The 25,840-nt window shown below is 67.0% G+C and carries 23 protein-coding genes and 1 tRNA gene; 9 read left to right on the top strand and 15 right to left on the bottom strand.

The window, feature by feature from the left end:
• The 4 genes from ACQPW1_RS13840 to ACQPW1_RS13825 form a co-directional block, all read right to left on the bottom strand.
• On the bottom strand, window positions 1-507 hold the full coding sequence (locus tag ACQPW1_RS13840) for a flavin reductase family protein (protein WP_433665229.1): 507 nt from the start codon (window positions 505-507) through the stop codon (window positions 1-3).
• Window positions 508-614: 107 nt separating this feature from the next.
• Window positions 615-1,280: a VC0807 family protein gene (locus tag ACQPW1_RS13835; RefSeq protein WP_433663112.1), complete on the bottom strand. Its 666-nt coding sequence runs from the start codon at window positions 1,278-1,280 to the stop codon at window positions 615-617.
• Window positions 1,280-1,837, bottom strand: coding sequence for a TetR/AcrR family transcriptional regulator (locus ACQPW1_RS13830; RefSeq protein ID WP_433663111.1), 558 nt, complete (start codon window positions 1,835-1,837; stop codon window positions 1,280-1,282). Before ACQPW1_RS13830 ends, ACQPW1_RS13835 begins: the two co-directional genes overlap by 1 nt.
• A 16-nt stretch (window positions 1,838-1,853) precedes the next feature.
• Complete coding sequence (locus ACQPW1_RS13825) at window positions 1,854-2,216, bottom strand: MerR family transcriptional regulator (protein WP_433663110.1); 363 nt, start codon at window positions 2,214-2,216, stop codon at window positions 1,854-1,856.
• A gap of 51 nt (window positions 2,217-2,267) precedes the next feature.
• On the opposite strand from ACQPW1_RS13825, the gene ACQPW1_RS13820 reads away from it, so the two are divergent.
• Window positions 2,268-2,903 (top strand): NAD(P)H-dependent oxidoreductase, encoded by a 636-nt coding sequence (locus tag ACQPW1_RS13820; RefSeq protein WP_433663109.1) that lies wholly within the window; start codon window positions 2,268-2,270, stop codon window positions 2,901-2,903.
• A gap of 139 nt (window positions 2,904-3,042) precedes the next feature.
• Here the strand turns inward: ACQPW1_RS13820 and ACQPW1_RS13815 are convergent, their stop codons facing one another.
• Entirely contained in the window at window positions 3,043-3,291 is a 249-nt protein-coding gene (locus tag ACQPW1_RS13815; RefSeq protein ID WP_433663108.1) for a YdeI/OmpD-associated family protein, read from the bottom strand.
• Window positions 3,292-3,498: 207 nt separating this feature from the next.
• Between ACQPW1_RS13815 and ACQPW1_RS13810 the strand changes: the two genes are divergently transcribed.
• The 3 genes from ACQPW1_RS13810 (at window position 3,499) to ACQPW1_RS13800 (ending at window position 12,262) form a co-directional block, all read left to right on the top strand.
• The gene (locus ACQPW1_RS13810; protein ID WP_433663107.1) at window positions 3,499-6,105 is read left to right on the top strand and encodes an ATP-binding protein; all 2,607 of its coding nucleotides are present in this window, start codon (window positions 3,499-3,501) and stop codon (window positions 6,103-6,105) included.
• 457 nt (window positions 6,106-6,562) lie between these two features.
• Entirely contained in the window at window positions 6,563-9,130 is a 2,568-nt protein-coding gene (locus ACQPW1_RS13805; RefSeq protein ID WP_433663106.1) for an ATP-binding protein, read from the top strand.
• A gap of 324 nt (window positions 9,131-9,454) precedes the next feature.
• Entirely contained in the window at window positions 9,455-12,262 is a 2,808-nt protein-coding gene (locus ACQPW1_RS13800; protein ID WP_433663105.1) for an ATP-binding protein, read from the top strand.
• Window positions 12,263-12,313: 51 nt separating this feature from the next.
• Here the strand turns inward: ACQPW1_RS13800 and ACQPW1_RS13795 are convergent.
• Window positions 12,314-12,387: transfer RNA gene (locus ACQPW1_RS13795), tRNA-Ile, on the bottom strand.
• A 119-nt stretch (window positions 12,388-12,506) separates the two neighbouring features.
• On the opposite strand from ACQPW1_RS13795, the gene ACQPW1_RS13790 reads away from it, so the two are divergent.
• Window positions 12,507-12,938: a nitroreductase family deazaflavin-dependent oxidoreductase gene (locus ACQPW1_RS13790; RefSeq protein ID WP_433663104.1), complete on the top strand. Its 432-nt coding sequence runs from the start codon at window positions 12,507-12,509 to the stop codon at window positions 12,936-12,938.
• Window positions 12,939-12,944: 6 nt separating this feature from the next.
• Here ACQPW1_RS13790 and ACQPW1_RS13785 read toward each other — a convergent pair whose 3' ends face one another.
• From ACQPW1_RS13785 to ACQPW1_RS13775, 3 genes are read right to left on the bottom strand one after another with little or no spacing between them, the layout of a single operon-like run.
• Window positions 12,945-13,124 (bottom strand): hypothetical protein, encoded by a 180-nt coding sequence (locus ACQPW1_RS13785; protein WP_433663103.1) that lies wholly within the window; start codon window positions 13,122-13,124, stop codon window positions 12,945-12,947.
• 55 nt (window positions 13,125-13,179) lie between these two features.
• Window positions 13,180-14,187, bottom strand: a complete 1,008-nt coding sequence (locus tag ACQPW1_RS13780) for a zinc-binding dehydrogenase (protein ID WP_433663102.1) — start codon at window positions 14,185-14,187, stop codon at window positions 13,180-13,182.
• A 52-nt stretch (window positions 14,188-14,239) separates the two neighbouring features.
• Window positions 14,240-14,440: a hypothetical protein gene (locus ACQPW1_RS13775; protein WP_433663101.1), complete on the bottom strand. Its 201-nt coding sequence runs from the start codon at window positions 14,438-14,440 to the stop codon at window positions 14,240-14,242.
• A gap of 322 nt (window positions 14,441-14,762) precedes the next feature.
• Between ACQPW1_RS13775 and ACQPW1_RS13770 the strand changes: the two genes are divergently transcribed.
• Window positions 14,763-15,275, top strand: coding sequence for a hypothetical protein (locus ACQPW1_RS13770; RefSeq protein ID WP_433663100.1), 513 nt, complete (start codon window positions 14,763-14,765; stop codon window positions 15,273-15,275).
• On the opposite strand, the gene ACQPW1_RS13765 is transcribed toward ACQPW1_RS13770, so the two are convergent.
• Genes ACQPW1_RS13765 through ACQPW1_RS13755 form a run of 3 tightly spaced genes read right to left on the bottom strand, consistent with a single transcriptional unit; the run spans window position 15,272 to window position 19,086 of the window.
• Complete coding sequence (locus ACQPW1_RS13765; protein WP_433663099.1) at window positions 15,272-17,050, bottom strand: SDR family oxidoreductase; 1,779 nt, start codon at window positions 17,048-17,050, stop codon at window positions 15,272-15,274. The genes ACQPW1_RS13770 and ACQPW1_RS13765 overlap by 4 nt on opposite strands.
• Before the next feature lie 30 nt (window positions 17,051-17,080).
• Window positions 17,081-18,187: a PDR/VanB family oxidoreductase gene (locus ACQPW1_RS13760; protein WP_433663098.1), complete on the bottom strand. Its 1,107-nt coding sequence runs from the start codon at window positions 18,185-18,187 to the stop codon at window positions 17,081-17,083.
• Window positions 18,184-19,086: a metal-dependent hydrolase gene (locus tag ACQPW1_RS13755; RefSeq protein ID WP_433663097.1), complete on the bottom strand. Its 903-nt coding sequence runs from the start codon at window positions 19,084-19,086 to the stop codon at window positions 18,184-18,186. The genes ACQPW1_RS13760 and ACQPW1_RS13755 overlap by 4 nt, the downstream gene beginning before the upstream one ends.
• A gap of 256 nt (window positions 19,087-19,342) precedes the next feature.
• On the opposite strand from ACQPW1_RS13755, the gene ACQPW1_RS13750 reads away from it, so the two are divergent.
• Window positions 19,343-20,734 carry a WS/DGAT/MGAT family O-acyltransferase gene (locus ACQPW1_RS13750; protein ID WP_433663096.1) on the top strand — a complete coding sequence of 464 codons (1,392 nt, stop codon included), beginning with the start codon at window positions 19,343-19,345 and terminating at the stop codon, window positions 20,732-20,734.
• 48 nt (window positions 20,735-20,782) lie between these two features.
• On the opposite strand, the gene ACQPW1_RS13745 is transcribed toward ACQPW1_RS13750, so the two are convergent.
• A complete protein-coding gene (locus ACQPW1_RS13745) occupies window positions 20,783-21,679 on the bottom strand; it encodes an alpha/beta fold hydrolase (RefSeq protein WP_433663095.1) in 897 nt (298 codons plus the stop codon).
• Between the two features lie 99 nt (window positions 21,680-21,778).
• Entirely contained in the window at window positions 21,779-22,237 is a 459-nt protein-coding gene (locus ACQPW1_RS13740; RefSeq protein WP_433663094.1) for a MaoC family dehydratase, read from the bottom strand.
• 342 nt (window positions 22,238-22,579) lie between these two features.
• On the opposite strand from ACQPW1_RS13740, the gene ACQPW1_RS13735 reads away from it, so the two are divergent.
• Window positions 22,580-23,326, top strand: a complete 747-nt coding sequence (locus ACQPW1_RS13735) for a glucose 1-dehydrogenase (protein ID WP_433663093.1) — start codon at window positions 22,580-22,582, stop codon at window positions 23,324-23,326.
• A gap of 20 nt (window positions 23,327-23,346) precedes the next feature.
• Here the strand turns inward: ACQPW1_RS13735 and ACQPW1_RS13730 are convergent, their stop codons facing one another.
• Window positions 23,347-24,366, bottom strand: coding sequence for a YdcF family protein (locus tag ACQPW1_RS13730; RefSeq protein WP_433665228.1), 1,020 nt, complete (start codon window positions 24,364-24,366; stop codon window positions 23,347-23,349).
• 236 nt (window positions 24,367-24,602) lie between these two features.
• Here ACQPW1_RS13730 and ACQPW1_RS13725 point away from each other — a divergent pair, with 236 nt between their 5' ends.
• Window positions 24,603-25,817 (top strand): lipase family protein, encoded by a 1,215-nt coding sequence (locus tag ACQPW1_RS13725; protein WP_433663092.1) that lies wholly within the window; start codon window positions 24,603-24,605, stop codon window positions 25,815-25,817.
• Window positions 25,818-25,840: the final 23 nt, after the last annotated feature.

Genomic DNA, 25,840 nt, shown 5'->3' with positions numbered 1-25,840 from the left:
CTACGCCACGTGGCCCGGCTTCAGACCGGCGACCGAGTTGTAGCGCAACGGTTCCATGTGCGGCTTGGGGGCGGAGGCGACCTCCGGCTCGATGAGCATGCCGACGTGATCGCCCAGGTCGTGCCGTTCGAGAATGCGGCCGGTGAACCAGCCCGCGGCTGCGTCCAGGATGGGTAACTCGGCCGGACCGGGCGCCCACTTGCAATGTGCGAACTTGTTGATGTCGTCACCGGTCTCCGCGCCGAAAAGCGCTGCCAGCGAGGACTGTTCGCGGCCGAGCAGGTGTACGGCGAGGTGCCCGGCGGCCATCGCGACGCCGAAGGTGAAGTTGTTCTTGGAGATGCCGACCAGGAAGCGCGGCGGTTCGATGCTGACCTGAGAGGTGAAGCCGACCAGGCAGCCGGCTTGGCGGCCATCGGCTCGGGCGGTCACGACGAACACCGGATAGTCGGCGGCCGCGATCACCGCGTCGAAACCGGATCTCTCTGTTGTGGCGTTGTCCGACATGGTCCTCGCGCTCGGCTCGGCCGCGACCCCGGACCGCGCGTTCGGCACGGCTCGGAACCACGGCAAGTGGTCAGTCCGTAACCCACACTACGAGACAATGCCGGTGATCAGGCCCGCAGATTTCGACTCTTGGTGTAGCTGAGATGAAACAGCAGCAGCGGTACCAGGATTACCGGCCACGCCACCTGCATCGCTACCGAGGCGGCGTCGATCGGCAATGTGTACGCGAAGGCCAGGTTGACGGCGGCGTTGAGGATCGTCGCGACACCCCACACGCTGGTCACCACTCGCAGGCCTCGCCGGAAATCCGGCTCGGTGTCCCAGCGGGCGTCCCAGGCACGCGCGCCGTCGGCGCCGACCTCGGCGATCAGGAACCCGCGGAAGATCGTCACCAGGGCGGGCCGACCGCCCGCGACCACCGACCCGAGCATCCAGACCCCGGCCAGGCCGCCGATCATGCCCGCCCACGCGTCGCGGATCAGCATGGTGCGCGAATCTCCGGTCAGTACCGAGAGGACTACCCCCGACGCGATCACGGTGAGGATGAACAGGGCGAGGTATTCGATCCGGCGCCTGGTGACGAACCGGTACACCACCACCGCGGCCGGCACTATCATCGATACCAGCAGCGCCCAGCGTTGCTCGACACCGGCGGCGCGTAGGCCGTAGAAGACCGCCAGCGGCGCGACCATGTCGGTGAGCACCGAGACGATGACTGCCTTTCGGCTGCCGACACCGGGCGCGGGGCGGACCTGGTTGTCGAGATAGGCCATCAGTGGCGACCTTTCGTCATCGCACGGCGAAACAGTTCGGTCAGCTCGGCGGCGTAGGCGTCGAGGTCAAGTTGCGGGCTCGCGGCGTATTGCACTGCGGCACTGTCGATTGCGGCGCGGACGGTGGCGGCCATCACCTGAGGGTCGAAGTCGCGATATGCGCCGTCGCGCTGGCCATCGCGAAAACCCTTCTCCAGCAAGTCCGTTGCGCTTGGCGCCGCAGCATCGACTACCGGGCTGCCGTCCTCGGTCCGTGCGTTGCCGGTGATCTCGACGATCGCGCGCACGTGGGCGGAATGGTCTCGGAGGAACGCCATGTTCGAGGCGAGATAGGCGGCCATCTTCGGCCAGTGGCCTGTTTCGGCCGCGATTCGCGGACTCATGAAGGTGGCGGCGGCATCCAGTACATGCTCGACGACGGCCTGCGTCAGCTCCGCTTTTCCCGCGAAGTGATACGAGATCAGCCTCGTGCTGCTGATCCCGGCCTTGGCCGCGATCTTCGCGAACGAGGTCTGGCCGTATCCGAGCTCGGCCAATGTGTCGATGGCCGCCTGCAACGGATCACGCCGCGGGTCAGCGACCTGCCGTGATGTCCTCGCGAAGCTTGAGGATGTTGGCCTTTTCGGCCAGGAGTCGTTCGATACCCGCGTCCAACTGGCGGGTGCGGTCGTCGAGTTGCGCCAGCACGTCGTCGCGGTCCTGGTCGGTGGCGCTTTGCGGAGCGGTGCAGGCGATGTGGATGAGGGCGGCAGCCTCGGAGAGGGACAGGCCGGAGGCGAGCAGGCAGCGGATGTCCCGCACGGTCTTCACGTCTTCTTCGCGATAATGCCGGTAGCCGTTGGGGTCGCGCCGCGGCGTCAGGACGCCCGCGTTCTCGTAGTGGCGCAGCATCCGCGGGCTCGCGCCGGTGCGCTCGCTCAAATCCTTGATCTGCACCCTGCGCTCCTCCTTGACATTGACGTTAGTGTCATACTTTACCTTGGCAACATGACGAACGAACGGAGTCGGCCGAACGTACTGCTCGTGGTCTCGCACCCGGATCACGAGTCCGCCACCTGGGCTATCGCCCGCGCGGTCGAACAAGGTATCCAGGCGGACGAAAGTACCACTGCCACAACGCATGACCTGACCGCCACGGGATTCAATCCCGCATTCACCGCGGCGGATATCGCGGTCCATCGACAGGTCGGCGAGGTTCCTGCGGACGTCCGCCGTGAGCAAGAGTTGATCGAATCGGCCGACGTGGTCGCAGTGCTCTTTCCGGTCTACTGGTGGTCCATGCCCGCCCTCGCCAAGGGCTGGATCGATCGCGTATTCAGCCGCGGCTGGGCCTACGAGAACACCTCCCCCAACGGCCCGAGTGCGATCAAAGAGCTGCACTACATCGCGCTGGCAGGCGTCAACCAAGACACCTTCGATCGCCGCGGCTACAAGGACGCGATCACCCTCCAGCTCCGGGAGGGCATCGCCGGCTACTCCGAGATCGCCGCGTCCTCCATCGAAATCCTCTACGGCACCGAAACCACCGACCCGCACGCCCACCAGGAACTAGCCGCCCAGGGTTACAAACTCGGCGCCGACCTGGCCCAGCGCGCCCAATCGGCGTTCGATCAGAGAGGTTGAGTCGTGAGTGGCACACCATGGTGGGGCGCTCTCGCGTTTCGCCGCAGCCATGCGCCACTCGACAACGGTCAGCTCGCCTGCGTGAGTGACGCGACGATCTGATCGAGCTGCGCGGCGCGGGCGCCTGGTGTCCGCGCCTTCAGCAGCCAGCCGCCCACCGCCCGTCCGCTTCGGCCGCCCGGATCGCCGCCAGTCCCGGCTCCCGCATCCGTCCCGCGGCGATCAGTGCCTCCGCCTTCGCCACATTCAGTTGTGACCAAGGGCTTTTCGCCCGCCGCGGCGAATACCGCTGCAGATAGTGCTGCTCATCCAGCCCCTTGCGATGGCTGTCGATCCACCCGTAGCAGAGCGCGACATCGAGAGCCTCGCCGATCGTGGGCGACTTCAAGTTCACCCCAGAGCAATTCGAGCAGGAACTGGCCAAGCAGTCCAAGGAAAAGGCGACGACAAACTAGTCCAGCCTGCCGGTGATCCGAGCGGCTCGTATCCGCAACCCAACGGACCACGCCTTTATGGTGTGTTGGTGGGCGGTGAGACGAGTCAGACCGGTCGGAACGGGCGTGGTGGCGAAAGCTCTTCCCCGCGAGCTCTGTTCGTGACCAGGTTGGAGGAGCTGTGGACGGCGGCGGGTAATCCCACGTTGCAGCGGGTTGCGGTGGCCACCGAGGCACGGATGAAGGCTGCTCGTGCACCGGCGCAGAGTCCGCGGTCGTTGATGCAACGCATCAGCGATTGGCGCAGCGGGCGCAATGTGCCCTCGCGTTTCGAGTCGCTGGATCCGGTGCTGGTGACGTTGATCGCGATGGCACGACAAGCATCTGGTCAGGTTCCCTCGGTGTTGTCGAATCGGTCGGGCTGGCGGCGGTTGTGGAAGACGGCGATTGCCGAGCCCGTCCGCCCGACGGTGCTGACCTCACTGCGACGCGATGTCCCCACCTTCGTCGGACGCGACGTCGAAGTGGGCCGCATCCTGGATGCGGCGGGACCGGGCCGAGTCGTATCCATCCACACCGTCGACGGCATGCCAGGAGTCGGGAAAACCGCACTGGTCACCCGGGCATCGCATCTGCTCTCGGATCGGTTTCCTGATGGCAGGTTCTTCGTCGAGTTGAATTCCCATACACCTGGACAGGTCCCCGCCGATCCCGCCGAAGTGCTGGCCACCCTGCTCACCGGTCTGGGCCTCGCCCCCAGCCACATCCCCGATTCCCTGCACGCACGCCGTGACCTGTGGCGTGACCGCGTCGCCACCAAACGAGTGCTGCTGATCCTCGACGACGCCCGCGACCACGACCAGATCGAACCGCTGCTGCCCACCGGACCCCGATGCCTCACCCTGATCACCAGCCGCCGCAGGCTCGTCGCCTTGGACAGCGCCCTGCCCTTACCACTGGACACTCTCGATCCCGACAATGCGATCGACTTGTTTTGCCGGTTGGCCCAACGCAATCCACAGGACGACGACATCGCGGCCGTCGCCGAGATCGTCCGACTATGCGGATACTTACCCCTGGCGATCGTGCTATTAGCCGGTCGCCTCGCCCACCACCCCGCCTGGACCCTCACCGGCCTGGCCGAGGAATTCAGCACCGCCCAGGACCGACTCAGCGAACTCGACGCCGGGCAGCGCGCGGTTCGCGCCGCGTTCACCGCCTCCTACGAGAGCCTGCCGACTGAACGACAGGAACTGTTCCGCAGGCTAGGACTCCACCTCGGCCCCGATTTCGACGCCTATGCCGTCGCCGCGTTGAACGCTATCCCCCTCACCGAAGCCCGATCCGAACTCGACGCGCTCTACACCGACCACCTCATCGAAGAGACGACACCCAGCCGCTATCGCCTGCACGACCTGGTCCGCGAATACGCCCGCGCCCTCGCCACCGCGTCGTCCGGCGACGACACCGCCGCGGTACGGCGATTGCTCGACCACTACCAGCACACCGCCATAGCCGCCGACCACTGGCTGACCCGCAGGCCACGCCCCGCCAACGACGACACCACTGCCTCGACGCGGGAATTCGACGACGAAATGCACGCGCTGGCATGGATGCGGACCGAACGAGCCAACCTACTCGCCTGCCTCGACTACACCGCCGACCACGATCCAGCACGGATGGTCGAGCTGACCGAGGCGCTGGCCGCATTGCTCGAACGCGAGGGGCCATGGCCATCCGCCCGGCAGCTGCACCGACGCGCCGCCGACACCGCACACCGGCTCGGCCACCACCTCGACCACGCCAACGCCCTCACCAGCCTCGGCGTCATCGAGCGGCAGACCGGGAACTACGGCCGAGCCGCCGACCTACTCCGGCAAGCCGTAACCCTCTATCGGAAGACCGGCTACCCACTCGGCGAAGCAAACGCCCTCGCCAGCCTGGGCAGGGTGCAGTGGCAGACGGGGAACAACGATCAAACCGTCGACCTGCTTCGACAGGCCCTGGCCCTGTACCGAGCGACCGGCTATCCGCTCGGCGAAGCCAACACGCTCGCGGGCCTAGGCAGCGTGCGCCGCGACACCGGCGACTACGAGGCGGCCGCAGACCTGATCCAGCAGGCCCTGACCTTGTTCCGGGAGATCGACTACCCCCTCGGCGAAGCCAACACGCTCGCCAGCCTGGGCGGTGTGCGCCGGGACAACGGCCAATACGAGCTGGCCGCGGACCTGATCCAGCAGGCATTGATCCTGTTTCAAGAGGCGGGCTCCGTCCTCGGCGAAGGTGACGCCCTCGGCTTCCTCGGCAGCGTGCGCCGCCAGACCGGGGACTACGAGCAGGCCGCCGACCTGTTCCTACATGCCACGACGCTGTTCCAGGAGATCGGCCATCGCAGAGGCGAAGCCAGCTGCCTCGGCAACCTCGGCCTGGTGCGTCGCGACACCGGGGATTACCGGCAGGCCGCGGACCTGATCCAGCAGGCCTTGGCCCTGTTCCGGGAGATCGGTCACCGCCCCGGCGAAGCCCTCAATCTCAACAATCTTGCTACCGTGCGCCGGCTGACCGGAGACCTCGAGCAGGCCGCCGAGCTGTCCCGGCAAGCCCTGACCCTGTTCCGGGAGATCGGCTACCGCGTCGGCGAAGCCGAGGCACTCGCCAACCTCGGCGCCGTGTGCCGGGCGGCCGGAGATCACCGGCAGGCCGCCGACCTGATCCAGCAGGCCTTGGCCCTGTTTCGTGCGGTCGGCTACCACACCGGCGAAGCCTAGTCCGCCTCGACGCATCCGAAACCGATGCCGCGACAACCTATCTCGCAGCACTCCAAGCCCTCCCCCAGACCGACTGAGATCGACTCTCGCGCACCGGCTCGGATCGCTGGAGACACCGCTGATCCCCTCCACCTGCGGCGCCTCCGCCACCGGCTGCACTACCTCGCCGATGGTCCAGCAATCATCACCGGAAGCACCGAAACGCCGCCAAGTCAGACCTGCGGTTCCACGGTGAATACGCAGGTCAGCACCCATGGACCGAAATTCCGGTCCGGAGGGCACCGGAACACCACGCACCGGATCCGACCAGGCTGCCCACCGGCGGTTCGGCCTGGACCAAGGCGGTGAGCTTGCCTCCGCAACGCATGGGCCGGGCCATTATCGTGTTGCTGTGCGTGGCGAGACGAAGGAGATCGGGGGGAACGGAGGAGGGGGCACTTCGCCACGAGCTCTGTTCGTGACTCGGTTGGCGGATCTTTGGGAGGCGGCGGGTAATCCCACGTTGCAGCGGGTTGCGGTGGCCACCGAGGCACGGATGAAGGCGACTCGCATACCGGCGCAGAGTCCGCGGTCGTTGATGCAACGCATCAGCGACTGGCGGACCGGGCGCAATGTGCCGTCCCGATTCGAATCGCTGGATCCGGTCCTGGTGACGCTGATTTCGCTGGCCCGGCAGACCTCTGGTCCGTTGCCATCGGCGTTGTCGAACCGGTCGGGCTGGCGGCGGTTGTGGAAAGCCGCGATCGCCGAGCCCGTCCGCCCGACGGTGCTGACCTCACTGCGCCGCGATGTCCCCACCTTCGTCGGACGCGACGTAGAAGTGCAGCGGATCCTGGATCGAGCCCGACCCGGTCAGGTGGTCAGCATCCATACCGTCGACGGCATGCCAGGCGTCGGCAAGACCACACTGGTCACCCGCGCGGCACATCTGCTCTCGGACCAGTTCCCCGACGGCAGGTTCTTCGTCGAACTCAACGCCCACACCCCAGGACAGATACCCGCCGACCCCGCCGAAGTACTGGCCACCCTGCTCACCGGCCTCGGCATCGCACCCAGCCACATCCCGGACTCCCTGCACGCACGCCGGGACCTCTGGCGCGACCGCGTCGCCACCAAACGAGTGCTACTGATCCTCGACGACGCCCGCGACCACGACCAGATCGAACCACTACTACCAGCCGGACCGGACTGCCTGACATTGATCACCAGCCGCCGCCGACTCATCGCCCTCGACAGCGCCCTCCCTCTACCACTGGACACCCTCGAACCCGACAACGCGATCGAGCTGTTCTGCCAACTGGCCCAACGCAACCCAGCGGGCGAGGACATCACCGCCGTCGCCGAAATCGTCCGACTATGCGGATACTTACCCCTGGCGATCGTGCTACTAGCCGGCCGACTCGCCCACCACCCTGCCTGGACTCTGCCCGGCCTGGCCGAGGAGTTCAGCACTGCCCAAGATCGGCTCGGCGAACTCGATGCCGGTCAGCGCGCGGTGCGCGCCGCGTTCACCGCCTCATACGAGAGCCTGCCGACTGAACAACAGGAACTGTTCCGCACGCTGGGACTGCACCCGGGCACCGACTTCGACGCCTACGCCGTTGCCGCACTCAACGACATCCCGCTCGCTCGAGCACGCACCTACCTCGACGCGCTCTACACCGACAACCTCATTCGGGAGACCACACCCGGCCGATACCAAATGCACGACCTGGTACGGGAATACGTGCGCGCCCTCGCCTCGACAGCCGCACCCGCCGACGCCGCAGCAGAGCGGCGGTTGCTCGACTACTACCAGCACACCGCCGCGGCGGCGAACCGATGGCTCACACCCAGACCGCGCCCCGCCGACAGCAACTACACCTCGGCCATGACAGGTGCTCGGGTACGGGAATTCGACGACGAGATGCCCGCACTGGCGTGGATGCGTACCGAACGAACCAACTTGCTCGCCTGCATCGAGTACACCGCCGACCACGATCCGGCACGAATGGTCGGACTGACCGAAGTGCTGGCAGCATTGCTGGATCGCGAAGGACCATGGTCATCAGCCATGCGGCTGCACCAGCGCGCCGCCGACGCCGCCGACCGCCTCGGTAATCGCCTCGGCCATGCCACCGCCCTCACCAACCTCGCCGTCCTGCAGTGGTACACCGGGACACGACCCACCGACCTGTTCCGGCAGGCCTTGGCCCTGTACCGGGAGACGGGCTACCGCATCGGTGAAGCCGACACCCTGGCAAGTCTCGGCATCATATGCCGTAGCGCCGGCGACTACGAGCAGGCCGTCAACCTGCTCCGGCAGACCCTCACTCTGTACCGGGAGACCGGCTACCGCCTCGGCGAAGCCGAAACCTTGGCCAAACTCGGCGGCATACTCCGAGACGCCGGCGACTACGAGCAGGCCGTCGACCTGGTCCAGCAAGCCCTCCCGCTGTACCGGGAGACCCGCTACCGCCTCGGCAACGCCTTCGCGCTAAGCATGCTCGGCAGCGTGCACGGCAAGGCCGGAGACTATGGACAGGCCACCGATTTGCTGCTGCGTGGTCTCGCGCTGTTCCGCGAGGTCGGCAACCGCAATGGCGAGGCCATCGTCCTCTCCAACCTCGGCCTGGTAAGCCACCGCGTCGGGGATCTCGACCAGGCCGCCGACCTGATCCACCAGGCGGTGACCCTGTTCCGGGAAATCGGCGCCCGCCTGAGCGAAGCCAACTGCCTCAACCACCTCGCCACGGTGTACCGGGAAACGGGCGACCACAGGCAGGCCGCCAGCCTCTCCCTGCAAGCCCTTACCTTGTTCCGGGAGACCGGCTTCCGCCACGGCGAAGCCGACACACTCACCAACCTCGGCGCGATCTATCTGGAAACCGGCGATCATGAGCGGGCCGCCGACCTCTCCCGGCAGGCGCTGGACCTGTGTCGCGAGATCGGCTACCCGGTGCAGGAAGCCGAGGCACTCGCCAACACCGCGAAAGCGCTGTTGGCGTCCGGCAAACCGGATGAGGCGATGACGCTGTTCGAATGAGATCGACTTTCGCGCACCGGCTCGGATCGCTGGAGACACCGCTGATCCCCTCCACCTGCGGCGCCTCCGCCACCGGCTGCACTACCTCGCCGATGGTCCAGCAATCATCACCGGAAGCACCGAAACGTCGCCAAGTCAGACCTGCGGTTCCACGGTGAATACGCAGGTCAGCACCCATGGACCGAAATTACGGTCCGGAGCACCCGGTCTGCGGAAGCAACATGTCGAACATGCGGTCCTAGGCCGTTATCGTGTGTTGCTGTGTGGGGCGAGACCGGTGGAAACAGATGTGGTGGCAAAGACTCTTCGCCGCGAGCGCTGTTCGTGACCAGGTTCGCGGAACTCTGGGAGGCGGCGGGCAATCCCACGCTGCGGCGGGTCGCGACGGCAACAGAAGCACGGATGAAGGCGGCCCGCACACCGGCACAGAACCATCGCTCGTCTGTGCAACGCATCAGCGACTGGCGGACCGGGCGCAACGTGCCCTCTCGATTCGAATCACTGGATCCGGTACTGGTAACACTGATCGCGCTGGCCCAGCAAGGATCCGGTCCTGTCCCCTCGGTCTTGTCGAACCGGTCGACCTGGCAGCGGGTATGGAAAGCGGCCATCGCCGAGCGCGTGCGCCCCACCGTGCTGACATCACTGCGACGCGATACCCCCACCTTCGTCGGACGCGACCTCGAGGTGAACCGGATTCTGGACGCTGCCGGGCCGGGCCGGGTGGTGTCCATCCACACCATCGACGGCATGCCCGGCGTCGGGAAAACCGCGCTCGTCACCCGCGCAGCACACCTACTGTCAGACCGATTTCCCGACGGCAGATTCTTCGTCGAACTGAACACCCACACCCCCGGCCTGGTGCCCGCGGATCCCGCCGAGGTGCTGGCCACCCTGCTCACCGGCCTCGGCATCGCACCGAGCCACATTCCCGACTCCCTCGACGCACGACGCGACCTATGGCGCGACCGCGTCGCCACCAAACGGATACTGCTGATCCTCGATGACGCCCGCGACCACAACCAGATCGAACCTTTACTACCCACCGGGCCGGAATCCCTCACCCTGATCACCAGCCGCCGCCGACTCATCGCGCTGGACAGTGCGCTCCCGCTACCGCTGGACACCCTCGATCCGGACAGCGCCATCGACCTGTTCTGCCAACTGGCACAACGCAACCCGCACGGCGATGACATCGCGGCCGTAGCCACACTTGTCCGCTTATGCGGATACTTGCCGCTGGCGATAGTGCTACTGGCCGGGCGGCTCGCGCACCATCCGGTGTGGACACTCCCCGGCCTGGCCGAAGAGTTCCGCGCAGCCCAGGATCGGCTCGGTGAACTCGATGCCGGCCAGCGCGCGGTGCGTGCCGCGTTCACCGCCTCGTACGACAATCTGCCACCCGATCAGCAACAACTGTTCCGCACGCTGGGCCCACATCCCGGCACCGACTTCGACGCCTATGCCGTTGCCGCTCTGAACGACATACCGGTCGCCCGAGCACGAGCCGATCTCGACGCGCTCTACACCGACAACCTCATCCAGGAGACCAGACCCGGCCGCTACCGCATGCACGACCTGGTGCGCGAATACGCATGCGCCCTCGCCGCCGCACCCGGCAACGGCACCGACGCGCTGCAACGACTGCTCGACTACTACCGACACACCGCCGCAGCAGCCGACCAATGGCTGACGCGCAGGCCACACCCCGCCGCTGGCAACCGCACCGCCACCAGGACCGCTGCTCTGGTGCGGGAATTCGACGACGAGGTGCACGCGCTGGCGTGGATGCGGACCGAACGAGTCAACCTGCTCGCCTGTGTCGAGTACACCGCCGACCATGACCCGGCGCGGATGATCGGGCTGACCGAGGTGCTAGCGGCATTGCTGGAACGCGAAGGGCCGTGGCCGTCGGCCCTGCGGCTGCACCAGCGCGCCGCCGCGGCCGCAGACCACCTGGGCGATCGCCTCGGCCATGCCAATGCCCTCATCAACCTCGCGGTCGTGCAGTGCCATACCGGGAAGCGACCCGTCGACCTGTTCAGCCAAGCCCTCGCCCTGTACCGGGAGACCGGCCACCAGATGGGCGAAGCCGACACCCTGGCCAACCTCGGCGGCTTACTCCGATACAGCGGCGACTATGGACATGCCGTCGAGCTGCTCCGACAGGCATTGACCTTGTATCGGGACACCGGACATCCCATAGGCGAAGCCGACACCCTGGCCAGACTCGGCCGCGTACTCCGCGACACCGGCGACTACGGGCAGGCCGCGGCCACCATCCAGCAAGCCTTGATCCTGTTCCGCGAGAACGGCTTCCGCCTCGGCGAAGCCAGCGCGCTCAGCATGCTGGGCGCCGTGCACCGCGACGCCGGCGACTATGGACAGGCCACCGACTTGCTGCTGCGCGGGGTGGCGCTGTTCCGAGAACTCGGCAATCGCGACGGCGAAGCCCTCGCCTTCGGCAACCTCGGCCTCGTGAGCCGCCACATCGGGGATTACCACCAGGCCACCGCCCACATCCAGCACGCATTGACCCTGTTCCGGGAAATCGGCCACCGCCGCGGCGAAGCCACCAACCTTAACAACCTCGCGACGGTGTACCAGGAAATGGGCTACCACGCGGAGGCCGCCAGCCTCTCCCGACAGGCCCTGACCTTGTTCCGGGAGACCGGCTTCCGCCTCGGTGAAGCCGAGGCACTCGCGAATCTCGGCGTGGTCTGCCTGGTTACCGGCGACCACGATCGAGCCGCCGAGCTCTCCCGACAGGCGCTCGACCTGAGCCGGGAGATCGGCCACCGGGGGAAGGAAGCCGAAGCACTCACCAACACCGCGAAGGCGCTGTTGGCGTCCGGCAACCCGGACGAGGCGCTGACCATGTTCACCGCCGCATCGACCGTAGCCACCGACATCGACAGCCGAATCGAACAAGCCCGCGCCGCAGAAGGCACCGCCCGCTGCCACGCCGCCCTCGGCAACACCCCCACCGCCACCACCCACCTGCGGCACGCCATCGACCTCTACCGCCGCCTGGACGCATCCGAAACCGAAACCGCGACAACCTATCTCGCAGCACTCGAGGCGCAAGCACCGGATGCGCCGAGAGCGGCTCCCGCGCACCGGCTCGGATAGCCGGAACACTGCCGATCAAATGCGGGGTATTCCCAGCTCAGAATGGGTTTGTGGGGCGGGCGGGGCTCGAACCCGCGACCAATGGATTATGAGTCCACGGCTCTAACCGACTGAGCTACCGCCCCTCTTCCGCGGGTGTACCGCAGGCGTTGGGGATGCTACCGGCTGGGGTGGGGCTCGCACCACTTGGACCCGGAGTGGCGGTTAAGGTTGGGCGTCCGGCAACCGTTCTGGAGGGTCGACCATGTCGAGCGTGTTCGCGAATGTGCTGAAGGTGCATCAGTGGGTGTACGAGAACAGTGGCGGCTTGGTGGGCCATCGCGTGCTGTTCGGGAATCCGACGCTGCTGCTGCGCACGGTGGGCCGTAAGACGGGGCAGGCGCGGACTTCGGCGCTGACGTACGGCGAGGATGGCGCGGATTACTTGGTGACGGCGTCCAATGGCGGGTCGCCGCGTCCGCCGGGGTGGCTGGCGAATGTGAAAGCCAAGCCGGAGTGTGAGATTCAGATCGGGCGGCGCACGGTGCGGGTGGTCGCGCGGCCGACTTATCCGGACGATGCGGATTACGCCCGCCGGTTCGCGATCGTCGACAAGATCAATAAGGGCCGGTACGCCGCCTACCAGAAGATGACCAAGCGGCCTATTCCCGTGGTGGTGCTGACGCCGGTCGGCTGAGCCAAGTCAGTCTCGGTCGTCACGTTCGTAGTCGTCGTCGCGCTCATCCCAGTGGCCGTCGTAGTCGTCGGGATCATCTCTGTCCCAACGTCTCCCGTCGGCCGGGGGTCTGCTGGCGATTTGCACTACCACGATGACGAGGGCCAGCACTGCCAGGACCACGCCGACAACGATCAGAGTCTCCACCCAGGGCACCCTAGCGTCGAGCCAGGGTGCCCGCTAGGTGCAAGACCGAACGGTCTCAGACGGTAGAACCCACGGTCAGCAGGGTGCGGCCGACCGCGGTCCTGGATTCGATGGCGGCGTGCGCACTTTCGGCGTCGTCGAGCGGAAAGGTTTGGCCGATCACCACTTCCAGGCGTCCGGCCGCGGCCTCGGCGAGCGAACGTTCGGCCAGCCCAGGCCAGTCGGTGCCCGCGTCGGTGATGTCGAACAGGGTGTAGACGGTGATGCCGCGCGCCTTCGCCGCGTCGGCGTCCAGTGCAGCGAATTCGCCTGCGGAAGCGCCATATCCGAGGAAGCGGCTGTCGTCTGCGGCAGCGTCGAGCGCGGCCTCACCCAAGGCACCGCCCGCGCCGTCCAGCACGACGTTCGCACCTGCACCGCCGGTCGCCGCGCGAGCCTTGTCCGACCAGCCAAGTTCGGAGTAGTCCACGACGGCGTCGGCACCGAGGCGCTCGGCGAGCTCCAGCTTGGTGCGTCCCCGCGCCGCGGCGATCACGTGCGCGCCCGCCGCGCGGGCGAGCTGAATCAGCAGGGTGCCCAGGCCGCCACCGGCCGCGGTGATCAGCACCCACTCCCCCGGCCGGATCGCGGCACGGTCGAACACGGCCAGCGCGGTCTTGCCGTCGTGGGCGAGCGCGACGGCCTGCGGCAGGCTCAACCCCTCGGGCACCGCGGTCAGCGAATCGACCTTGGCCAGCGCCTTCTCGGCGTAGCCACCGATCGGCTGGCCACCACCGATCTTGCTGGCCGCGGTCGCGGTGGTGACCCGCCTGCCGATCCAGGACGCGTCGACACCGGCGCCGACCGCGCTGATCACACCGGCAACCGCACCACCCGGCACGTACGGCGTCGCCAGCTTGAAGAACTCGCCACCCCAGCCGCTGCGCAGGCGAGTGTCCAGGAACATCACGTCGGCGGCCGCCACGTCCACGACCACCTCGCCCGGCCCGGCGACCGGCTCCGGCACCTCACGCACCGAAAGTACTTCGGGTCCACCGAATTCCACTGCCTGCACAGCCCGCATGACCATCCTCCATCGCTTCCCTGTTTCGTCCGACAGGGACCAGCATGGAACCTCAATCGAAGTTGAGGTCAAGCCGAGCGCGGGCGATTCTGCTCAGCGCGTAATCAGGAACTACCTCCACCGCAGCTACTGCTACTTCCACCACCGCAGCTGGAACTGCTGCCACCGCCACAACTACTGCTGCTCCCACCACTGCAGCTACTGCTACTGCCTCCACCACAGCTGCTACCACCGCTGTCATGATGACCACCACCGTGATGATGGTGGTGGCCTCCCCCGGACCCCGGATCCCAGCTACCCGACGAACCGGAGTCCGTACCGGCGAACCCGGCGGCACCGGCCGCCCAATACGGATCCGAACTGTCGTAACCGCCGCCGGAGCGCCGTCGCGGATCGCCGCGCCGAGCACCATAGGGCGGGACCCGCCTGTTGTTGCGCGTCGCCCGGACGATCACACCGATGATGATGAACGGTGTCGCGATGAACAACAGCACCATCAGGACGATGAGCAGGACAATGATGGTTTCGGCCATTCTCGAACCGTAACGCCCCATCGCGCCTGCGTACAGTGAACTGTGCCGTCTTTCAGCTTCCGCAGATCCCGGCCCCGCGACATCGATCTCGCGGCGGTCAATGCCGCTGTCGCAGCGCTGGAATTGCCCGAGGCCGTCTACAGGACCTCCCCGTGGCAGCCGCGCGAACTCGTGGAAACCGGTCTGCGTCAATGGTTGCGCTGCTGCGGCGCGGCCATGCGCGACGGACACGTCATCGGCATGCCGTCACACGCGGTGGACGAGGCGTGGCACGGGTTCATCCTCTGCACCGAGCGGTACGCCGCGTTCTGCACCACGGCCTATGGTCGCTTCCTGCATCACTTCCCGGAAGGCGCTGGGCCGCCGAAGGTTTCGCACGGTTCGATGGGCGAGCAACTCGGCCGCACCGTCGTGGCGTGGGGCCTGGTGGCCGAGCCGGGTGAGACCGGCGTGCTGTGGGATCTGGACAGCAAGGTCGGCGTCGAACACCCGTGGGGTGTCGACGCCGACCGGGTCGCGGCCATCGAGGCCGAGCTACGCGCCCTGTCCGACTAGGTGAGCTTCACCCGCGCCGCGACGAACCGACCGACCGCGGGCGCGAGCCTGCTGAAGTGGTACTGCAACCGCGCCTCCGGCGTCACCGGAACGATGCTGCGGTCCTTCTGCACGGCGCGCACGATCTGCTCGGCCACCTTCTCCGGCCCGTAGCTGCGCTTCCGGTAGAGGTTGTCGTACCGCTGCTGCTTACGCTTCTCCTCCTCGGCGCTGACACCCGAGAAGGTCGTGTTCGCAACGATATTGGTGTGCACGATGCCCGGGCAGATGGTGTGCACCGAGATCCCGCGACCGGCCAGTTCCGCGCGCAGGCAGTCGGAGAACATGAACACCGCCGACTTGCTGGTGGAGTACGCGCTGAACCCCTGCTGCGGGCTGTAGGCCGCCATGCTGGACAGGTTGACGATGTGTCCACCGGTACCGCGATCGGCCATGGCGGATCCGAAGGCCCGGCAGCCGTTCACCACGCCGCCCAGGTTGATCCGCATCACTCGGTCGAACTCCGCCGCAGAAGTGTCGAAGAACCCACCGGCCTGGCCGATTCCGGCGTTGTTGATCAGAATGTCCGGCACGCCATGGTTTTCCAGCACGATCTCGGCGTGCGTGTTCACCGCGTCCGCGTCGGACACATCGAGCTGATAGGGATGCGCCACACCGTGTTCGGCGGCAATCAGCTCGGCGGTCTCTTTGGCCGAGGCGAGATTGATGTCCGACAGCACGATTTCGGCGCCGCGGCGCGCGAGAGCCAGCGCCGTCTCACGACCGATTCCGCTGCCGCCGCCGGTGATCACCACCAGCTGATCCTCGAATGGCTTTGCGCTGCGGCCGATTTCGGCATGCCGCAGCCCGCGCGGCGCGGTCCCACCGTTGACTGTGTCGATCAGCTCAGTGGTCGCGGTGGCCAGCAATTCGGGATGCGAGAACGGCATCCAGTGCCCGGCGGGCACATCACGGCGCCACAGCCGCTGCACCCACTTGCCCGCGTCGTCGTAGCCGGCGGGCCGGACCGCGACGTCGCGACCCGCGACGATCAGCTGCACCGGTACCTCGGTGTGCCGCTCGCGCGGCGAAAGCAAGCGCTGCACGATGTTCGCCCGGTAGATCAGCAGGCCGTCGACCATGTCTTGCCGGAACGTCGGACCGAGCGTCACATTCGACGGCGGCGTCTCGTTCATGATCGAGACGACCCGCTGCCACCGCCGCTCGGTGCCGAGCAGACCGAAGACGGCCCTCGGCAGCCCCGGCGTCATGAAGAAGAAGGTGTAGGCCGAGGACAACGTCTGAGTGAACGGCTGCCAGATGTTGCGCGGGGTCGGCCGAGACAGCCTGTTGCGCATCCAATTCCCGATGTGGTCGAGGTTGGGCCCCGATACCGAGGTGAACGACGCGACCTGCGCGGCCGCCCGCGGCTCGCACACCGCCTCCCACACCTGCACCGAACCCCAGTCGTGCGCGAGCACGTGCACCGGCCGGTCGGGGCTGACCGCGTCGACGACGGCGAAGAAGTCGGCGGCGAGCGCGTCGAGCCGGAAGTCCTCGGTGCGCCGGGTCCGGGTGGACCGCCCGTGCCCGCGAGTGTCGTAGGTGACGACGTGGAAGCGGCGCGCCAGCAACGGAACCACCGCGTCCCAGAGGTGGTTGGTGTCCGGCCAGCCATGCACCAGCAGCACGGTTTCCGCGGTCGGATCGCCGTATTCGTAGACGGCGAGCTCGAATTCGCCGTTGCGCACCGTCCGCTCGGCGGCCACCAGCTCCGGTGGTTCGATGGTCGTCATCGGTTTCTCCTTGCTGACCAGAGGTCTTGGTTACAGATCGAGCACCAGCCGCCCACCGGGCGAACGGGATACGCAGACGAGCATCTCGCCCGCCTCGTGTTCGGTTGCGGTGAGCACGGTTTCGCGATGCTCCGGTTCACCGGACAACACCCGCACCTTGCAGGTCCGGCAGAAGCCCTGGCGGCACGAGTAGGGACGATCCGGCCGGGTCGCCAGGATGGTGTCGAGCGCGGAGCGATCCGCGGCCACCTCGACCACCTCACCGGTGGAGGCGAATTGGATCTCGAACGGCACGCCGTTCACGATCGGCGGCGGCGAGAACCGCTCGGAATGCAGTTCCACGCCGGGCATTTCGCGTATCGCGGCGGCGACGGCCGTGGTCATCGGGACGGGACCGCAACAGTAGACCGCGGTGTCGGCGGCAACACCGGGCAGCAATGCGGCGGCATCGGGCAGGCCGTGCTCGTCGTCGGTGCGCACGGTGACCCGGTCACCGAACCCGGCGATCTCGTCGAGGAACGGGATGGTGTCGCGGTTGCGGCCGGTGTACACCATCGACCACTCGATGCCGAGCCGCTGCGCCAGCCGCGCCATCGGCAGGATCGGCGTGATCCCGATGCCACCGGCGATGAAATGCAAACGGGCGGCCGGTGACCCGTGACTGGGCACGGCGAACGGGAAGGCGTTGCGCGGCCCACGTACGGTCAGCGGCGCACCGACCGGAAGACCGTCGTGCACCTCCACCGACCCACCGAGGCCGTCCGGAATGCGCCGCACCGCAACCCGATAGGCGCGGGTGTCGGCCGGATCGCCGCACAGCGAGTACTGCCGCAACCGACCCGACGGCAATTCGAGATCCAGATGCGCGCCCGGCCGCCACGGCGGCAGTTCCCGCCGATCCGGCGCCTCCAGCCGCAGGCTCACCACATCCTGATCGTGTGCCTCGATCCGCCGCTCGGTGACCACCAGCGCCAGCCGATGGTCGTCCACCTTCGGCGCGAGGTCGCGCCGGTTCACGATCGTCGTCCACCGCAAGCGCGCCGACGCGACCGCATCGAGCACTCGCACCGCCCGATCGCGATCGCGCTTGCCGAACAGATCTGCGGGCAGTTGCTCAGGGATGGGCCGCAGATTCACGACGCAATCGCTTGCGCGGCAGGCGACTTCGCGAGGTATGCCACCGCCTGCGCGGTGGATCCGACCGACCCGGGGTTGTAGCCGGGCTTGAAGGTGGACAACGCGCTGCGCAACAGCGAGGGCACACCGGGCAGCGCGCCGCGCCACATCGCACCGAAGACGCGCGTGATCAGCCGGGGATAACCGAGATCGGGCAGGGCGGGGTCCTGGTGCACCATGAACTTCGTGCCGCGCACCACGAGCGTGATGAACGTCGGGAAGACGAAGGTCATGACCGCCGCGCGCCGCAGGTAGCCCGCGTCGAAATAGACCGCGACATCGTGCGCCACATGCCGGTGCTCGACTTCCTCGGCACCGTGCCAGCGGAACAGGTCGGCGATGCGCGGTTCGGCGTCGAACTTCTCCAGATCCGCGTTCAGCACCCAGTCGCCGAGGTAGGCGAAGAAGTGCTCGAGGCAGGCGATGACGGCCAGCCGCTCCACCAGCGTCTGACGCTGCGCGATGCCCTCGTTCTCCCTGGGGCCCAGTGTCTTCCGGAACAGGTACTCGGCCTGTCGCACATACCGTTCCGGATCGATGCCGTGCGCGACGAGCACCTCGGTCAGCACCTTGTCGTGTGTCTCGGCGTGCATGGATTCCTGGCCGATGAAGCCGAGCATGGCCTCGCGCAGCTTGTCGTCCTTCACGAACGGCAGCGCCTCGGTGTAGGTGGCACAGAACATGCGCTCGCCCTCGGGCAGTAGCAGGTTCAGCGAGTTGATCAGATGCGAGGCGATCGGCTCGTCCGGCATCCAGTGCAGCGGCGTATCGGCCCACTGGAACTGCACGTTGCGAGCGTGCAGCGCAACCTCGCCCGGATCGACATCCGGTCGTCGCTCACCTCTACGAAGTAGCTTCATCGGTACTCCTCTCACGACTGCGTCGTCGCGCGCCTTCCTGCATGGCCGTAGCAATCATCATACACATACATGCAACTACGGGTTACACAAAGATCCGCAACCGCCCAACCAGGCATTTCACCCGACAGTCGGCCACAGAAGATCATCCGAACCGCACCCCAATGCCGTTAGCACGCTTGACAATAGAGGCCACCACTGTGACCCACCTCGCGCCCGTTCGCCCAAGAATTAGAACGCGTTCTAGTAGGCTTTCGCTATGGAGCGACTAACCGGATTGGATGCCAGCTTTCTCTACCTGGAAACCGGGACACAGCACCTGCACGTATGTGCGCTGCTGATCCTCGACCCCAGCTCAGGGGGCTATTCATTCGAGAATTTCAAGGCCGAACTGGGCAGACGGCTACCCCTGATCCCGCAGATGCGCCGCCGGGTCTACGAGGTGCCGTTCAATCTCGATCACCCGGTCTGGGTCGAGGATCGGAACTTCGATCTGGACTATCACATTCGGCGCATCGGCATCGCCGCCCCGGCGGGTCGTCGCGAGCTGGCCGAGCTGGTCGGCGATATCGCCAGCCGCCCGATGGACCGCGACCGCCCGCTCTGGGAGATGTCGGTGGTGGAGGGACTCGACGACGGCAAGGTCGCGGTGATCTGCAAGTACCACCACGCCGCGGTGGACGGCATCACCGGCACCAACATGATGATGCACCTGTGCGATCTGGAACCGGACGCGGCCAAGACCCCGCCCGCCGCGGAATGGCAGCCGGAGCCGAGCCCGAACGACTGGCAACTGCTGGCCAAGGCGATGGTCAAGTTCCCGACCAAGGCGGGCATCGTCGGCATGGTGCCGAAAACCCTCGGCATGGTGGCCGGTTTCGCGAACCGGCGCCGGAATGACAAGGCGGGCATGGCATTGCCGTTCTCCGCGCCGCGCACCCCGTTCAACCTGGCCATCACCCCGCATCGCGCGGTGGCGTTCACCGAGGCGGAACTCGGTGCCGTCAAGGAGATCAAGTCCGCGTTCGGGGTGAAGATCAACGACGTGGTGCTGACCATCGTCGCCGGCGTGCTGCGGGCGTATCTGGAGAAGCACGACGAACTGCCGGACCGCTCGCTGGTCGCATCGGTGCCGGTCTCCGTGCACGAATCGTCGCGGCACACCGCGGGCATCAACAAGGTGTCCACGCTGTTCGCCCGGCTCGGCACCGATGTCGCGGACCCGGTGCAACGCCTGCTTCAAGTGGCCGAGGACAACCGCGGCGCCAAGGCGGAGCACGACCTCATCGGCGCCGACTTCCTGCAGGACTGGTCGAAGTACGCCCCGCCGAACACCTTTCAGCTCGCAGCCCGGGTGTACTCGTCGCTGAAGCTGGCCGAACGGCATCCAGTGGTGCACAACCTGGTGGTGTCGAACGTGCCCGGCCCGCCGATGCCGCTCTACTTCCTCGGCGTGCGGGTGGACGGGATGTATCCGTTCGGCCCGGTCTTCCACGGCGCGGGACTCACAGTGACCGTGATATCGAACAACGACGACCTGGACTTCGGCTTCATCGCCTGCAAGGAACTGGTGCCCGACATCGCCGAGCTCGCCGGTGCGGTTCCCGGCGTGGTGGCCGAATTGCTCGCCGCCGCAAGAAAACTGGGTTGATCCGCGGATAGGCCCTGTTCGCCATCGCCGCCGAACAGGAGCCGTGCCTCACAGTCTCGCGGCAACCGCCGCACAGGCTTCGAGCAGCGCGGGCACGAAGAGATCGGCCGCCAGCACGCAGGCCGCATGCCCGCCCTTGATCAGATGAATGCTCGCCCCGGGGATCATGGTCGCCATCTCCAACTGCCGATAGACCGGAATGGCCCGGTCCTGCGTCGTGATGACTACGGCGGTCGGCATTTTCAGGGTCGACAACCAGTCGGTCGCATCGAATCGCCCGACCGCACCGATCACCTGGGTGATCGCCCAGCCGCTGGTACTGCGCAACTCAGTGAGCGCCCACCGATCCAATCGTCCCGGCGCCCAGGCGATTTCCGGCAGCTCGGGCAGCCGCCCGGCGAATTCCTCGATGCGCCGGAAGGAATGCGGACCAACCGCCTCGGCGAATGCTCCGAACGCCCGGTGGAACGCGCGCTCGCGCCACTTCTCCTGGAACCGATACGGCGTGGAGCACAGCACGAGCCCACTCACCCGATCCAGATGCCGATGCGCGGCAGCCAGACTCACCACTCCGCCCAGCGAGTAGCCCGCGCACACAGCCTGTTCCACGCCGAGCGCGTCGAGCACCGCGACGACGTCGTCGGCGCAGTCGTCCACCGAGAAGCGCTCGGAGCGGATCCCGCGGCCGTGCCAGCGCTGGTCGAACAGGATCACCCGGTACCGCTCGGCCAGCGGCGCCAGCGCCGGAAACCAGTTCAGGTAGGCGGTACACCCGGTGCCGTGCAACAGGACCAGCGCCGGTGCGCCTTCCGGTCCGGCGATGTCGACCACATAGGTGCGCCCCCGCCCGGGCAACTCGACCAGCCGCCCGCCCGGCACCTCGGCGATATCCGGTACCCGCCGGGCGAGGCGGCGCAGCGCCGCCGCGGATGGTGAGTTCGTCATCGTGCGCCTCCCGCGGGTCGCGGTCAGAATTAGAACGTGTTCTACACGATGATGCCATAGTGCGACGTCCGACGACGACAGGACGGGCGGGCCGGACGCCTACGCCAAGGCCCGGACCAGAGATTCGGCGATGCAGGCGGGCTTGTCCGAACCCTCGCATTCGACGACCGTCGCAATCACCACCTGTAGACCACCGGACACCTCGTCGACGCTGACGATCGTGGCCCGACCGCGAATGCGGGAGCCCGCGGGCACCGGCGACGGAAACCGAACCTTGTTGAGGCCGTAGTTGATCCGCGCGCTGGCATCGGAGATATCGAAGACCTCCCGCATGATCGCCGGGAGCAGCGACAGCGTCAGATATCCGTGCGCGATCGTGGTGCCGTACGGCCCCTCGGCCGCGCGCTGCGGATCGACGTGGATCCACTGCCGGTCCTCAGTGGCCTCGGCGAACGCGGTGATGCGGTCCTGGCTGATCTCGATCCAGCCGCTCACGCCGAGGTCGGCGCCCGCGGCGTCACGCAGCGATGCCATGGTGAAAATGGTGGGCTCACTCATGCCAGAAACCCTAAATCCAGCGGCCGACCTCGGCGAGATCAATCGACGAACGGCCCGATCACCGAAAGCCCGCAACCACTGTCTGGGACAATATAAGCTAGGGGTGCTCGCGGCGCGGAATCAGAAACCGCCTCCCGCGCCGCGGGCGTGGCGGTCACCACCCTTTCGGCCGGTCACGTCCAATCTCCCCGCCGGTTCCCGAAGATGCTGGCCCGCAACGACTTTCCCCGACACCAGGCCCGATGTGACACCATCGGCCGCGAGGCCAACACTCGATTCGGCACATTTCTGTAACGCGTTCCAGTACGTTGGCGTGGACGAACGAGAGACGGAGGTGCCGCGATGGGGCGGTTGACCGGCAAGGTGGCGTTGATCAGCGGCGGGGCCCGCGGCATGGGCGCGGCACACGCCAAGGCCATGGTGGCCGAGGACGCCCGCGTGGTGCTCGGTGACGTGCTCGACGACGAGGGCGCCGCAGTCGCCAAGGAATTGGGCGACGCCGCCGCCTACGTGCACCTCGACGTGCGCGAACCCGAGGAGTGGACCGGCGCGGTCGCCGAGGCGGTGCAGCGGTTCGGCTCACTCGACGTGCTGGTGAACAACGCGGGCATCGCCAACGGCAATCTGCTCGCCGACTTCGAACTGGCCGAATGGCAGCGGATCATCGACATCAACCTCACCGGCACGTTCCTCGGTATGCGGGCCGCCACACCGGCGATGATCGAGGCGGGCGGCGGCTCGATCATCAACATCTCCTCCGTCGAAGGCCTGCGCGGCAGCCCCGGCCTGCACGGCTACGTCGCGTCCAAGTTCGCCGTGCGCGGCCTGACCAAGTCGACGGCACTGGAGTTGGCGCAGCACAACATTCGGGTCAACTCGGTGCACCCCGGCCTGATCAGCACGCCGATGACCGAGGGCATTCCCGCGGATTTCCTGCAGATCCCGATGGGCCGGGCCGCCGACCCGTCCGAGGTCGCGGTACTGATCACCTTCCTGGCCAGCGACGAATCCTCCTATTCGACCGGCGCCGAATTCGTCATCGACGGCGGCCTCACCGTCGGCATCCCGCACAAGACCTTCGATTCCTGAGCCACGCGGCAACGGTGACGTCAGTCGCCGTAGTGGTGCGGCATATCCCGGGTGAGTACCAGCGCGAGCACCGGCAGCGCCATCAGTGCGATGCAGGCGATCACGTTGATCCACTTGTAGGCCACGACGATCGCCGCGAACTCGCGCAGAATCGCCGACGGCAGATAGTAGAAAGCGGTCCGCGCGCCGGTCACCTCGGCATCGAGGTCGAGGCGCCGGGCCAGGATCGCGGTGCGCAGGATGTGGAAGTTGCTGGTCACCAGCACCATTCGGGTGGATTCGCCGCGCTCGCCGAGTAATTGCTTGGTGTAGAGCAGGTTTTCCCGCGTGGTCGTCGAACGGTCCTCCAGCACAACGCGGTCGGCGGGCACCCCCTGGTCGACGAGATAGCCCGCCATCGCCGACGCCTCGGAAACGGCCTCATCGGAACCCTTACCGCCGCTGGTGATCAGCAGTGGCCTGCGCCCCGCCCCCACCTCGGCGCGGTACACCTCGATAGCCCGATCCAGGCGGCTGGCCAACAGCGGCGGCACCCGCGCGCCGACCAGGCCGGAGCCGTGCACGACGATCGCGTCCATACCCGGCCGATAAGGCAGCGCCCCGTAGAAGAGCGAATACAGCAGGAAGCTCGCGAACAAGAATCCGACGTAGCTCACCGCCATGGTCCCCGACGCCAAAATCACCACGAACCAGATATCGCCGGTGAAAATGGCCACCCCGAGCAACATATAAGGCACCAGCAGCGCGACCCCGAGACCGAGCGGAAGCAGGTTCGCGATCCGCAGCCCTTCCCGGCGAATCATCTGTCCACCGTTGACCATCAGCAACCCGGCGAGCACGAGCACGAGCAGCGGTGAGAGCAGCACGAGCAGACCCGCCAGCACCACCGGCAGATCCCCCTTGGCACCGGAGCCGAGCAGCCATACACCGGTGAAAGCCAACCCGAGCAGCAGAAACACCCCGTTGCTCAACCGCCGCCGGTCTTTACGGAACCTCAGCAGGAACACACCGAGCAGGACAAGGCCGACAACGAGCAGCATCACCGAACCACCGTAACCGGCGCATCGGCAACCATGCGGCGATGCCACGCCGCCCGAGTACCGATCGGCCTGCTCGCACGGCGCGGCTCCCTCTGCCCTTTCGCTTTTTCCCATATCGTGTCGCTCGTCCGAACACCGGCCGGACTGTTATCCGCGGCCACTTTTCGGATTATCCGACTTTCCACATGCCCCACAATCCCCGTGAATGTCGTGATGAATGGGAGTCGCTCATCGCCATGCTTCGACACATCCGCCCCGCGCTCGCCGTTGTCGCCCTGCTGATATCGGTCGCACACGTGGCCGTCGTGCCGGGTTCCGCTGCGGCGCAACCGATCTATCCAACTCCGGACCCCGACCCCTTCTACGCGGCACCGCCGGACCTGGATCGGGCCAAACCCGGTGACGTGCTCGCCGTCCGGCCGATGCCCGCGCTGCTCGGATTTCCCGGCAGCACGGTCACGATGATCAAGTTCCGGTCCACCAATTCGGTGGGCAATCCGATCGCGGCCACCACCACCGTGCTGACCCCGCACGACCACGCGCCCGGCGGGCCGCTGCTGTCCTATCAGCACATCATCAACGGCCTCGGTACCCAGTGCGCCGTCTCCCGGGTGCTGTACACCGGCGACCCGAATCTTGCTGTCCGCGAGGCACCCGCGCTCAATACGGTGCTGCTGCGCGGCTGGTCGGTGGCGCTGCCCGACCATCTCGGACCGACCAGCGCCTACGGGGCGGCCAAGCTGGGCGGCATGATCACCCTCGACGGCATTCGCGCGGCCCGCCAGGTCGCCGAGCTCGGCGTCGCGAAGAGTCCGGTCGCGATGTTCGGCTACTCCGGCGGCGGTATGGCGACCGGGTGGGCGGCCGCACTGGCGCCGACCTACGCACCCGAACTCGACATCGTCGGCGCGGCCGAGGGCGGCGTCCCGATGAACCTGGTGAAGATGACCGAGGGGCTCGGCTACTCGAGGCACCCGGCGTTCGGGCTCGCGCTGGCGGCGGCCATCGGTCTGGAGCGGGAGTACCCGACCAGGCTGCCGATCAGCGACAACCTGAACGCGCTCGGCAAGGCGACCCGCGATCAGATCGCCAACGGCTGCACCAATGAAATCCTGGCGGCCGGTGCCGGGAAGAGCGTCCTGGACGTGGCCAGCTCCACCTCGCTGGCCGAGGACCCGAGCGCCCGCGCGGTGCTCGAGGAGAACAGCCTGGAACTGTTCGACGGCGTGCCGAAAATGCCGATCTACCAATGGCGTTCGCAGGAGGACGCGCTGATTCCGGTGGCCGCCATCGACAACACGGTGCGGCGGTACTGCGCGGCAGGCGTCCGCGTGCAATCGGAGCTGTTCCCCAGCCCGGACCATCTGACCACCGCGGTGCTCGGCGCACCCGCCGCGATGTCGTGGATCGAGGACCGATTCCGCGGCGCACCGGCGCCGACCGACTGCTGATCGCCACGCAGGCTCCCACCATC

The sequence above is a fragment of the Nocardia sp. CA-128927 genome, from assembly GCF_050955855.1.
Lineage (GTDB): Bacteria > Actinomycetota > Actinomycetes > Mycobacteriales > Mycobacteriaceae > Nocardia.
This window is presented reverse-complemented; position numbering and strand designations above follow the sequence as displayed.

Excerpts from the sequence above, each read along its gene's own strand:
- ACQPW1_RS13840 (WP_433665229.1), bottom strand. The coding sequence starts at position 507 with ATGTCGGACAACGCCACAACAGAGAGATCCGGTTTCGACGCGGTGATC.
- ACQPW1_RS13835 (WP_433663112.1), bottom strand. The coding sequence starts at position 1,280 with ATGGCCTATCTCGACAACCAGGTCCGCCCCGCGCCCGGTGTCGGCAGC.
- ACQPW1_RS13820 (WP_433663109.1), top strand. The coding sequence starts at position 2,268 with ATGACGAACGAACGGAGTCGGCCGAACGTACTGCTCGTGGTCTCGCAC.
- ACQPW1_RS13790 (WP_433663104.1), top strand. The coding sequence starts at position 12,507 with ATGTCGAGCGTGTTCGCGAATGTGCTGAAGGTGCATCAGTGGGTGTAC.
- ACQPW1_RS13780 (WP_433663102.1), bottom strand. The coding sequence starts at position 14,187 with ATGCGGGCTGTGCAGGCAGTGGAATTCGGTGGACCCGAAGTACTTTCG.
- ACQPW1_RS13765 (WP_433663099.1), bottom strand. The coding sequence starts at position 17,050 with ATGACGACCATCGAACCACCGGAGCTGGTGGCCGCCGAGCGGACGGTG.
- ACQPW1_RS13755 (WP_433663097.1), bottom strand. The coding sequence starts at position 19,086 with ATGAAGCTACTTCGTAGAGGTGAGCGACGACCGGATGTCGATCCGGGC.
- ACQPW1_RS13750 (WP_433663096.1), top strand. The coding sequence starts at position 19,343 with ATGGAGCGACTAACCGGATTGGATGCCAGCTTTCTCTACCTGGAAACC.
- ACQPW1_RS13745 (WP_433663095.1), bottom strand. The coding sequence starts at position 21,679 with ATGACGAACTCACCATCCGCGGCGGCGCTGCGCCGCCTCGCCCGGCGG.
- ACQPW1_RS13740 (WP_433663094.1), bottom strand. The coding sequence starts at position 22,237 with ATGAGTGAGCCCACCATTTTCACCATGGCATCGCTGCGTGACGCCGCG.
- ACQPW1_RS13735 (WP_433663093.1), top strand. The coding sequence starts at position 22,580 with ATGGGGCGGTTGACCGGCAAGGTGGCGTTGATCAGCGGCGGGGCCCGC.
- ACQPW1_RS13730 (WP_433665228.1), bottom strand. The coding sequence starts at position 24,366 with ATGCTGCTCGTTGTCGGCCTTGTCCTGCTCGGTGTGTTCCTGCTGAGG.
- ACQPW1_RS13725 (WP_433663092.1), top strand. The coding sequence starts at position 24,603 with ATGCTTCGACACATCCGCCCCGCGCTCGCCGTTGTCGCCCTGCTGATA.